We start from the raw sequence: 11,153 nt of genomic DNA, 5'->3' as shown, positions 1-11,153 counted from the left end.
GAAGCAATAGCTACTGAAAACCACATTGATGAAGTTTTCACCGACGAAAATGAAAACAGCGATATAGAAAATTACACAACATTAAGTAACGATATCAACAAGACAAACGATAAGGAAACATTAACATTAAAAAATGATTACCAATATGATTTGAATAAAGACCAAAAGACCATTACAATAACTAAATCAATAACCATTGAGGGAAATGGACATTATATCGATGGAAACAATGCAAATGGTTTTTTTACCATTAATGCAAAGAATGTGACTTTAAAAAATATCATTTTCAAAAATGCAAAAACCGATGATTCATCCATTATCTGGAATTTTGCCAATGGAAAACTAATTAACTGTACATTTGAAAATATCAATGTAAGTAACGGAGCAATTCGTGTTTTAGGAAACAACAACATCATTTCCGATTGTGCTTTTATAAATTGCGCTTCCAAAGAATATGCTGGTGCAATTTATGCCAACAACGTTAATTTAACCGTCATGAACTGTTATTTCTCAAAAAATTCAAACAATCAAAATGGTGGATCAATTTATAGTCCATATTGCAATTTAAACGTTTTAAATTGTAGTTTTGAAGATTGTTATTCTTCAGCCCAAGGAGGAGCCATATCCACCAGTAACGGAAATGTTAATATCCTAAATTCCAATTTTACATATTGTTCCGCTGGAAGAGGAGGATCAATTTATTCATACCCCTCCAAAAAATTAAACATTGCCAATTGTAATTTTGTTAATAGTAATTCTGCCACAGATGGCGGTTCCATTTATGTTAATGGAGATAATCAAACCATATCCAACTGCAAATTTGTTAAATGCAATTCAGAAGAAAATGCAGGGGCAATATTCATTAGCGGAGCAGAATCCCTAATTGAACTATGTAGTTTTACAGATTGCTCCTCTAAAGATGGAGGATCAGTTCGTAGTGGAGATAATCTAATATTATACCAATGCCAATTTGTCAACAGCAATGCTACAGAATATGGCGGTTCCATATATGCAAATAGCAATTTGACCGTGATTGACTGTACATTCACCAATAGTCAATCCACTAGCTACGGCAGCTCAATATTTATGAATAAAAACAATTTGACAATATTATACAGTGATTTCAATAACTGCCCTTCAGATATGGGATCAATTTATGCAAAAAGCAACTTACTAATAAACAATTCCCATTTTAAGAATTCAGGAAAACTATACTTCAGCGATTGTAAAAACTTAACAATTACACATTCCACTTTCACAAATAACGATAATCCTGCAATAAATCTAAAAGGAGTAACAAACGCTACAATTTCCGATTCAAACATCTCCTCAAATGCACGCACCATCATATTAGAAGGTTCCAAACTCATTAACATAAGCAATAACAACATATCCGGAAATGACAAATGCGTAGTTGACATTAATGGCGGAAATTGTACAATATCAAATAACACAATTGATGCAACTGGAATCGACGCCACAGGAATTCAGGCTAAAAACAATGCCAAAGCGGAAATATGCGACAATGAAATAATGTCCCGTGGAACATTCACAATAACAGTGGAAAATTCAAATGCAACAGTTAAAAATAATGAATTATGCTCCAACAGCAAAACCTGTGAGGATTCCATCATGAATAACGGTGGAGTGACTTCTGAAGGAAATACAAAATTCTATTTAACCCCAAGCTTCAAAGTTACAGCACAAGCATCCCTTGATATGGCAAGGCTAGTAAACATCATCACAATAACAACAACTGGAAAAGATTTAACCGGTACGGTTACTGTCACCCTTTACTTGGCCAATGGCGAAGTTGAACATAGTGAAAACATTACAATAACCAACGGAAAAGCAGTATTCACAGAACCGTTCCTGGCAGCGGGCAAATACGCATATGTCGTAAATTATAATGGTGACAACAGATACAATCCGGCATCAGAGGAAGGAAACATCACCATTAACAAGCATGCAACAACAATTACACCAAAAACCGCAAAAGTTGATTATGGATACGCATACAAGGTGCTTGTGAAAATTGACGGCAAGTCCGTAGGCGCTGGAAAAGAAGTTGCCCTTAAGATAGCTGGAAAAACATTGAAGGCAAAAACCGATAAGAACGGTTATGCAACATTCAAATTAGCAATTAAGCCTAAAAAATACAGTGCAACAGTAATGTTAAACAATGTAGTCAACGAATTTAAAGGCACTAAAAAGGTATCTGTTACCGTGAAAAATGTCATTAAAGCCAAAAACGTGAAAGTCAAAAAATCATCCAAGAAAGCTAAGGTGAAAGCAACTTTAAAGACCTCTTCCAAAAAGGCAATTAGCGGTAAAAAAATTGTCTTAAAAATCAAAGGCAAAAAGGTCACTGCAAAAACAAATAAAAAAGGAGTTGCCACCTTTAAAATTAAGAAAAACATTCTTAAAAAACTTAAAGCCGGTAAAAAATACAAATACCAGGTAATTTATGGCAAAGACACTGTTAAAAAAATCATGACCGTTAAAAAGTAATTGCTTCGGCGATTACTTACCTTATTTTTTTGAATTTAAAAATTAATCGGCATCCTCATCCATTGTTTCCAAAAGAAAGCTGACCGGCCTGAAACCGTCATTGCATGAAATCATTGCGGATTTCTTGTTTTTCATCCATCCGTCATAAAAGTCACTGGCTCCATTTGCCAATGCCATTACAAACGGTGAAACGCTTTCCCATGCACTGTCACAGAAATCATCAGGCTTTTGCCAACCGTTGGCAATGAAAACCTGACCTTCCTCAACATCACATTCATGTTCCAGAGGATTTTCATACTTTTCGATTAAATCATCATGCCTTACCTTTCTCATGACTGTAATCTTCACCTTTTTCATAATAATGCCTCCAAGTCACTTCTTTCATATCTGTTGTGTCCCTTAATGGACTTCTTATATTTCCAGCATTTTATTGCATCTTCCAGGGACTTGTCATCATTGTCCTTAAAGAAGTCTCGTATATATTGATTGTATTGAAATTGCTTATCAATCTTTGTTTTTTCTTTTGAGTTTTGGATTTCATAGTATGTATCAATTGCATCCCTGTATGTTTTATCCGGATTTGACTTCAACCACTTTTGGAATTTGACCTTGAATTTAAAGGTTTTGCCTATTTCATTTTCGAAAAATTCCCTTTTATCCTCACTGCATTTGAAATTTTCCCCTAATTTTGAATCCAATGTGATTTCAGATGGGGATTTGGTTGAAACTTGTCTAATTACAGGTTCCTCCAACATTTCACCAGTGGACAAATAATGGACAATCCTATTTTCCAAGTCCTCTTTGGATCCGCCAACCTTTAATCCCTCAGACCTGCAAAAATCCTTTAGTTCCTCTTTTAAAAAATAATATTGCTTGAACTCTTCAGGTTTTAGGTTTTTTGTCAACTTAATCATAGCAATCTTCCACTAAAAACATGATTAAACATTAGACTTAAATAATCACAAAAATAGTTTAAAAATGAATAAGGATAAATTTGATAAACAAATTTTGACACATCCTCATTCACCCAATTAAACAGGTCTGCATTACGCAGTTTAACATCATTTGATGTTATACAATCCTATGAATCTTAAGATATATAAACATTACTACTTCCATTACATTATTAAATCAATATTATATTTAAAAACAGTATTACACGCCAAATACAATATTTATTTTTAAAATAAACAAATTATATAAAGTTTAAAGTGAAAATAATAGTTTCTAAAACACTAATATAATATACAATTAACACAGGTGTTTTAATGAATTTAAAAAAAATTATATTAAAAACACTCCTATCAATGGAGACCGTGCATTATGGCAGTTGAAAATATAGTGCTTGCCATATCCTATTTCCTTATGGCAAGCTACTACCTATTGTTGGCTTTTAACCTGTTTAATTGCTAACAATCTATGATGTGATAGGAAGCCTAGTTTGGAGCAATCCAAAATTTTCTAGTTTGATAAACCGACAATTTAAATGACAATTAGCTTTAATATGTGTTTTATAGCTTCCTTTTTACTCATAGTTAAAAATAAAAAAGAGAGGAATTATCCTCTTGTTACAATACTTATAATGTCATTGTCCTGAAGTTCATAGTCACTGGCCACACGCATGTTCTTTCTGGCATCGACTGCATGCATGAACTTGTCTCCAATGTCAGTGTGGACAATGTAAGCCAATTGCTTAGGTGTTGCACCTCTTGGAACCAAAAATCCGTCAGGCAAGACATTACCTTTTTGATCGGTGTACTTGTGCTCATCTGAAACAGGATAAACGACAATTCTGTCAAGCAATTCAAATATCGCATAATTCAATGCATCCTGAACACCTGTACTACCATAAACATCGAGAATATTGGTTTGAATATACTCAAGACCCTTTTTCTGAGCTTCAGACAACTCTTCAGGCTTTAGGATTTCAAAGTGATCATCACCGGACATGTAGCTGATGAGTCCACCTTCAGCCGCCTTGACAAGTGCCAATTCTGAACCTGCTGAAGTTGGAATGACATTCGGATACTTTTCCTTGATTCTTTTGATGTTTTCAGCAGATGTTGGCAAGTCAGCCTTGTTTGCAATAATCATCATCGGCTTTGCAATATGTAAAATATTACGGGTTAGCTCAATCAAGTCTTCCTCTTCCCACTTGTTGTAGTCAGGCTCGACGTTTCTTTTAGCCTCGATAATGTCCTCAATGGCTATACCGGTACCTGACAACTGGTCGAACAACACTTTAGAAATGTCAAGGTGTTCCGCACCGACTTTTCTTATTAGCCTTACCCAATTCTTGGACAATATTCCATACATCCACATGACAATCTCGTTTTCCAAGAATTCAAGGTCATCCAATGGGTCATGGCTTCCAGGATCAACAGGGTTTCCTTCAAGATCTGTTGAACCGGATGCATCTATAACATTGATAAATACTTTAGCTTGCATTAGGTCATCTAAAAACTTGTTACCTAATCCTTTTCCTTCATGCGCTCCAGGAACCAGTCCTGCAACGTCTATCATTTCAATTGGAAGCAATCTTTTTCCATCAATGCATATTGAATTGTGAGGATTGCATGTGACTCCCAACTCCTGACATGGGCAATCCTTAATCACATGAGCAACTGCCTTGTTCGCATCAATGGTTGTAAATGGATAATTAGCCATTTCCACACCAGATGCAGTCGCTGAATTGAAAAAAGATGATTTTCCAACATTTGGTTTTCCACAAACTGCAATTTGAAGCATAATAATCACTTAATCTATAATAACATCTAAATGTTTGTTCTTAAAATTATAAATAGTTTCAGAAAATAAATTACTATTCAATGAAAGATGAAGATATTGAACGCCCACAGGCTATGAAAATCCGTCAAGGCATCCAGGATGCAATGACCTATACCCTCCCGGACAAGACATTCAACCCTAAAAATATCGATTTAGTTGAGATTGACATTGAACTGGACAATTTAGGTTGGGATTTCCACAACTACAGAATCCTTAACCTTACAGACATCCATCTCGGACAATGGGTCAATCCGGATTATCTAAGTGACCTAGTGGACTACGTCAACACCCTAAACTATGACTTAATCACATTGACTGGCGATTATGTCTCGTACAACATGGAAGACTATGACATTGCATTGAAGAATTCGCTTAAGCGACTTAATGCAAAGGATGGAAAATATGGCGTTCTGGGAAACCACGACCATTGGATGGGCTCTGAAATAATCAGAGACATCTTCAAGGAATCTGACATTGTCGATTTGAGCAATGACGTTGTAACCTTGACAATAAACGAAAGCAAGGTGAATCTTGCAGGAGTCGACTCATCAACAGTCTGTGCAGACAATCTCGACAAGGTACTGGCCAAGTTGGATGACGATTATCCGACAATATTGCTTGCCCATGAGCCGGATTTCGCACGAGAGTCCTCACAAACCGGCAAAATCGACCTTCAGATTTCCGGCCACTCTCATGGAGGCCAGTTTATCATTCCAAAAGTTGAAACAACTCCATTTAGAGGTCCAAATTCAGTCAAATATCCTGTAGGATTATACAAAGTTAAAGACATGATACAGTACACAAGTAAGGGTCTCGGAACAAATTCATTTAGAGTCAGAATCAACTGCAAGCCAGAAATAACAATAATCACATTGAAAAACAAGGAAAGAAAAAGAATTGAGATAGAATGAGCTATAAAAATCAAGTCATATCCTCACTGAAAACATTGATAACTACAGTTTTGCTTGTCCTAGCCAATATTGTCGCTGTTTTTGCTGTGGATTACATCAGTACCGACTTTAATATCGGTCCTGCATATAATGCCTTGATTATTGTAATTGCATTTACTGTTGCCAATGCCCTGCTTTGGCCGATTTTCAGACGTTTCCTGATGAAATTCATTATCCTGACATTCGGAATCGGAGCGATTGTCCTCAACTCAGTGATATTTTATATCGCCACATACTTCATTCCCGGAGTTTATGTTGGATTTTACGGATTTTGGCAGGTTCCTATCGTGATGGCAATAGCCACAACATTCATCACCAACATCACAAACACCAATTATTATGATGGCTACATCAAAACCATTTTGAGATATGCCCTTAAAAGAAAAAACAAGGAAGAAAAGCAATATCCTGGAGTCCTGATGCTTGAAATCGACGGCCTGTCAATCAACACCCTGAAAAAGGCCCTTGACAAAAATGTCATGCCCACACTTAAAGGTTGGATCGATGGAAATACACATACCCTAAAGGAATGGGAAACCGACCTGTCCTCACAAACCGGAGCAAGCCAAGCGGGAATATTGCACGGAAACAATGAGAACATCGTTGCATACAGATGGGTGGAAAAGCAAAACAACAACCAGATTATGGTTTCGGGGAAATTGAGCCATTCTCCGGTTATAGAAAAAATGATCAGTAACGGAGAAGGCCTACTTGTAAATGGAATAAGCATCGCAAACATGTTTTCAGGAGACAGCAAGCTCTCCGCATTGACATCATCAAGGCTTCGAAGCATAACCAGAATATATAACAAGACATTGCATACCGTGTTTTTGGAATCATACAATTTCCAAAGGATATTTGTCCTTTTCCTATGGGACATAATTCTTGAATTGAAATCACAAGTAATGCACAGGATAAAAAATATCCATCCAAGACTTAGAAGGACAATCGTTTATGCCGCAATACGTGCAGGAGCAAATGTTGTCCTGAGAGAAGCCACAACCGAAATCCTGACAAGTGAGATGTTCAGGGGAGAAATAGACACCGCCTATGCCACATTCATGGGATACGATGAGGTTGCACACCACTCAGGAGTGGAAGATGATGACGTTTGGGGCGTCTTAAAGCAAATTGACATCCAATTCTCAAGAATTGCCTCTGCAATCGAGATGAATGACAGGGATTACAAGCTGGTTATCCTATCAGACCACGGACAAAGTAACGGAGCAACATTCAAGCAAAGATACGGATTGACATTGGGAAATTACGTAAGACGCCTTCTTCCAAATGACATGAAATTCTTTAAAAACGAGTACAACATTGACCACTTCAGGGACGCAATCATTCCAGAAAACAAACAATTGCAAACAATTAAGGAACATGTTGAAACCATCCGTGACGACTTGTTTGACGAGGCCGGAGCCATTCAAAACATGAGAAAGGGAATTGCAGAGCGCAAGCCGAAAATCATATTTGAAAATGAGCAGTACAAAAATTTACGCAATAAATACTCAAACAGCCTAGAGTACATCACTTCCCACGACTATGTCCAGTTGAGCACTGAAAAGGCCAAGGATTCAGAGCTGATTGTTTTGGGCTCAGGAAATATGGGCCTGATATATTTCACCCAATGGAAACAGCGCCTGACCTATGAGGAGATAGTAATGCTATTTCCCGAATTGATTCCAGGACTTGTCAACCATTCCGGAATAGGATTCGTTCTTGTGAATTCGATAACAAACGGAGGAATGGTCATCGGACAAAAGGGAATCTACTACCTCGACAATGACAAGATTGTTGGCGAGAATCCTCTTGAGGACTTCGGGAAAAACGCCGCAATGCACCTTAAAAGGCAAAACTCGTTTGACAACATGCCAGACATCATGGTGAACAGCTTTTACGATTCAAAACATGATGAGGTGTGCGCATTTGAAGAGCTTATTGGAAGCCATGGAGGCCTTGGCGGAAACCAGACAAGACCGTTCATACTATACCCTTCCGAATGGAATGATCCTGGCGAATTGGTTGGTGCAGAGTCAGTTTATAGATTTTTAAAAAGAGAAATAGAAAAGTTAGATTCTTGATAGCCAGTAATCTAAAATTTCCTCAACATTTTCATCAAAGCTTATTGTCTTATCCTTGTTTTCAGGAATTGCCTGTGGATAATCCAGGTTAAGTCTTATCAATGTTGCATCATCATTGTTATAAGTCATCTGTTCAAACGGATACCTGATGATTCCGGGAGTGTTGAAGCCGACGCCAATTTCCAAAAACACGAATTTACCGTCAATTCCATTAAGGAAATCAGAATAGTTCTTATTCATATGATGCCATTTTGCATCCTCAACAAAATAACTGTCCTTTCTTAGATTCAAATCCATTTCTCCACCGCAAACTGGACATTTTGGAACCAAATCAGTTGGAATTCTGAAATTCTCTGTTTTTTCAACCCATTCAAACACCTGGTCTTCATTTGGATATAATTTGTCATGACATCCCTTTTCACATTGAAGGAAGCCGTAATCTCCCTGTGTTGCAAATATCCTTTCATCATCAAAGCCGTTTATCCAGAACTGGTGCTCAACATTGGTTGTGAGGACAAAATATTCCTTATCCTCGACCAGTTTCAATAGCTTCTGATAGACATCGGTCTTTCCAACGTCATACCTGTTTGCAAAGACGTGCCTTGCCCAATATGCCCATTTCTCCTCTTGTGACTCGAACGGGTAAAATCCTGATGAATACATGTCGGTGAAACCGTATTCCTCAATGAAATCCTTGAAGTATTTTTCAAATCTCTCACCAACATATGAAATTCCAGCGGCAGTGGACAATCCCGCACCTGCCCCTATAATGATATATTCAGCTTCATCAATAGCCTTTTTAGCGTTGTCTAATCTTTGTACAAAACGTTCCATTTTAATCCTCAAATAATAATCTTTTATAAATCATGTAATCTGCATCGGTGAACACGTTAAATATCACGTGCTTTAATGTGGTTTCATTTGCTTTTAAGTATTCGTCAACTGTCTTAATTGCGATTTCAGCTGCCAATTCCTGTGGAAAATTAAATACTCCAGTTGAAATACAGCAGAATGCAAGTGATTCCAATTTGTTGTAGCTTGCAATGTCCAGACATGACCTGTAGCAGCTGGCCAAGTTCTCACATTCGCTTTCGGACGGTTGGGACCCGTATGCAATTGTAGGACCCACAGTATGAATGACATATCTTGAAGGCAGGTTGTAGGCCCCTGTTATCTTGGCCTTTCCGACCTCCTCATCCTTCGCCTGTATCTTCATTATGGTGTTGCACTCATCCCTCAGCTGCACTCCCGCAGCGGAGTGGATGACATTGTCGATGCAGTTGTGCTGAGGGATAAAGCATCCGAGCAATTTGGAGTTGGCCGCATTGACTATGGCATCAACTTTCAGGGTCGCTATGTCACCTTGCCAAAGCATCAATCTGCCCCTAACATCATGAATTTCATCAATTGATGTTAAAGACTTTGCCAATGTCTCGGCAGTCAAGAATTCATCCTGAACATTCAGAAACTCTTCAGATATCTTGACTGGAGGCCTTACATTCATCAATGAGCGAAGCAATCCCCTTTTTGATTGGAAATCTTTGGGAATTTCAATATCCTCATTTCTCTCGTCAATCAAATAGTTTAATAGGAAATCCAATTGTTCTTCTGTTTTAATCTCAATCCCTCCTTCATTTGTTAATTATAATCTAATTTTAGTTATTTAAATGATTTTTGTAACCTTAAGGAAACCATGTGACAAAAAAGTAACCATTATATAATAATTTAATCAACTTTTAATTATGAATACTGAAAAGATAGTTTGTCCGGTCGACAGAACATTAAATCTCTTCAATAAAAAATGGAGCATTCAAATCATTAGGGACATGTTCTTTGGAAAGAAGCATTTCAAGGAATTCAAGGAAGACAAGCCTAACTTGAGCAACAAGGTATTGTCAAGCTGCCTTAAGGAACTTGAGGAGAATGGACTTATTGAAAAGAAGGTTTACAACACCACACCAGTTACTACAGAATACTATCTGACCGAATACGGGCAATCTATGAACAGAATCGTGTATGAGTTGGCAATGTTTACCCTAAACGATGAAAAGAGCTATTCTGATGAGACCAGAGAGGCCCTCATTGACAACTTTAAGAAAACCCTGGAAATTGATGATTGAAATGACTGGTAAAATTTATATTGTTGGAATAGGACCCGGATCAAGCGAATATTTGACCAAAAAGGCAGTTGACACCGTCAAGATGAGTGACTATACCGTCGGAAGCACACGTGCGATTGAGCTGTTTGATGACGTTCAAAACAAAATCGCATTCAATGTAAAGGACCTGCTTGACAAGCTTGAGGAAGGAGTCAAGCTGGCAGTTGACGGAAACACAGTTTCAATATTGTCAACCGGAGACCCTGGTTTTTCCGGAGTGTTGAACACAGTCTTAAGGCTTTCAGGCGAAAACGATTTTCCAAAGGAAAGCATTGAAGTGGTTCCGGGAATAAGCTCCCTTCAGCTTGCAGCGGCAAGATGCCATATCCAATGGGACAATGCAAACGTTATGACATTTCACGGGCGTGAAAACATTGAGGACATATTGCCTGTGATAAATAACGGCAAGACAACAATAGCGCTTCCTTCCCGTAAGGTTAAGGACATGGCACAGTTTTTAATCGACAATGGAGTTGAGGATGACCGTGAAGTAACAGTGTGCGAAAGGCTAAGTTACCCTGACGAGAAAATTGTAACATCCACTTTAAAGGAGATTGCCAACAGTGAATTTACCTATATGTGCATTATTGTTATCAATCCCTAATATTTATCCTTTAAATTCATTTTAAAAGTCATTTACTATTTAATTTTTTAATCAAAGT

At 37.6% G+C, this 11,153-nt stretch carries 10 protein-coding genes; 5 read left to right on the top strand and 5 right to left on the bottom strand.

Annotated elements, in window-relative coordinates; translation table 11 throughout:
* Nucleotides 1-2,511: right-handed parallel beta-helix repeat-containing protein (locus ILA26_RS09190; RefSeq protein WP_292896569.1), on the top strand; the 2,511-nt coding region annotated here is incomplete at its 5' end.
* 42 nt (nt 2,512-2,553) lie between these two features.
* On the opposite strand, the gene ILA26_RS09185 is transcribed toward ILA26_RS09190, so the two are convergent.
* The 3 genes from ILA26_RS09185 to ILA26_RS09175 all read right to left on the bottom strand — a co-directional run bounded on the left by ILA26_RS09185 (nt 2,554) and on the right by ILA26_RS09175 (nt 5,259).
* Nucleotides 2,554-2,868 (bottom strand): TIGR04076 family protein, encoded by a 315-nt coding sequence (locus ILA26_RS09185; RefSeq protein WP_292896567.1) that lies wholly within the window; start codon nt 2,866-2,868, stop codon nt 2,554-2,556.
* Nucleotides 2,865-3,425 carry a DUF6434 domain-containing protein gene (locus tag ILA26_RS09180; RefSeq protein WP_292896565.1) on the bottom strand — a complete coding sequence of 187 codons (561 nt, stop codon included), beginning with the start codon at nt 3,423-3,425 and terminating at the stop codon, nt 2,865-2,867. Before ILA26_RS09180 ends, ILA26_RS09185 begins: the two co-directional genes overlap by 4 nt.
* A gap of 643 nt (nt 3,426-4,068) precedes the next feature.
* Nucleotides 4,069-5,259, bottom strand: a complete 1,191-nt coding sequence (locus tag ILA26_RS09175) for a redox-regulated ATPase YchF (protein ID WP_292896563.1) — start codon at nt 5,257-5,259, stop codon at nt 4,069-4,071.
* A gap of 80 nt (nt 5,260-5,339) precedes the next feature.
* Between ILA26_RS09175 and ILA26_RS09170 the strand changes: the two genes are divergently transcribed.
* Both ILA26_RS09170 and ILA26_RS09165 read left to right on the top strand, forming a co-directional pair.
* Entirely contained in the window at nt 5,340-6,209 is an 870-nt protein-coding gene (locus ILA26_RS09170) for a metallophosphoesterase (protein WP_292896561.1), read from the top strand.
* Complete coding sequence (locus ILA26_RS09165; RefSeq protein ID WP_292896559.1) at nt 6,206-8,332, top strand: phage holin family protein; 2,127 nt, start codon at nt 6,206-6,208, stop codon at nt 8,330-8,332. The genes ILA26_RS09170 and ILA26_RS09165 overlap by 4 nt, the downstream gene beginning before the upstream one ends.
* On the opposite strand, the gene ILA26_RS09160 is transcribed toward ILA26_RS09165, so the two are convergent.
* Both ILA26_RS09160 and ILA26_RS09155 read right to left on the bottom strand, forming a co-directional pair.
* Nucleotides 8,321-9,166, bottom strand: coding sequence for a hypothetical protein (locus ILA26_RS09160; RefSeq protein WP_292875899.1), 846 nt, complete (start codon nt 9,164-9,166; stop codon nt 8,321-8,323). The two genes, ILA26_RS09165 and ILA26_RS09160, sit on opposite strands and share 12 nt — an antisense overlap.
* Nucleotide 9,167: 1 nt before the next feature.
* Nucleotides 9,168-9,932, bottom strand: a complete 765-nt coding sequence (locus ILA26_RS09155; protein ID WP_292896557.1) for a protein-ADP-ribose hydrolase — start codon at nt 9,930-9,932, stop codon at nt 9,168-9,170.
* Between the two features lie 142 nt (nt 9,933-10,074).
* Here ILA26_RS09155 and ILA26_RS09150 point away from each other — a divergent pair, with 142 nt between their 5' ends.
* Both ILA26_RS09150 and ILA26_RS09145 read left to right on the top strand, forming a co-directional pair.
* Nucleotides 10,075-10,452: a helix-turn-helix domain-containing protein gene (locus tag ILA26_RS09150; protein ID WP_292896555.1), complete on the top strand. Its 378-nt coding sequence runs from the start codon at nt 10,075-10,077 to the stop codon at nt 10,450-10,452.
* Nucleotide 10,453: 1 nt separating this feature from the next.
* Nucleotides 10,454-11,095: a cobalt-precorrin-7 (C(5))-methyltransferase gene (locus tag ILA26_RS09145; RefSeq protein ID WP_292896573.1), complete on the top strand. Its 642-nt coding sequence runs from the start codon at nt 10,454-10,456 to the stop codon at nt 11,093-11,095.
* Nucleotides 11,096-11,153 lie beyond the last annotated feature (58 nt).

Origin of the sequence: Methanobrevibacter sp. (assembly GCF_017940815.1) — an archaeon.
GTDB lineage: Archaea > Methanobacteriota > Methanobacteria > Methanobacteriales > Methanobacteriaceae > Methanocatella.
This window is presented reverse-complemented; position numbering and strand designations above follow the sequence as displayed.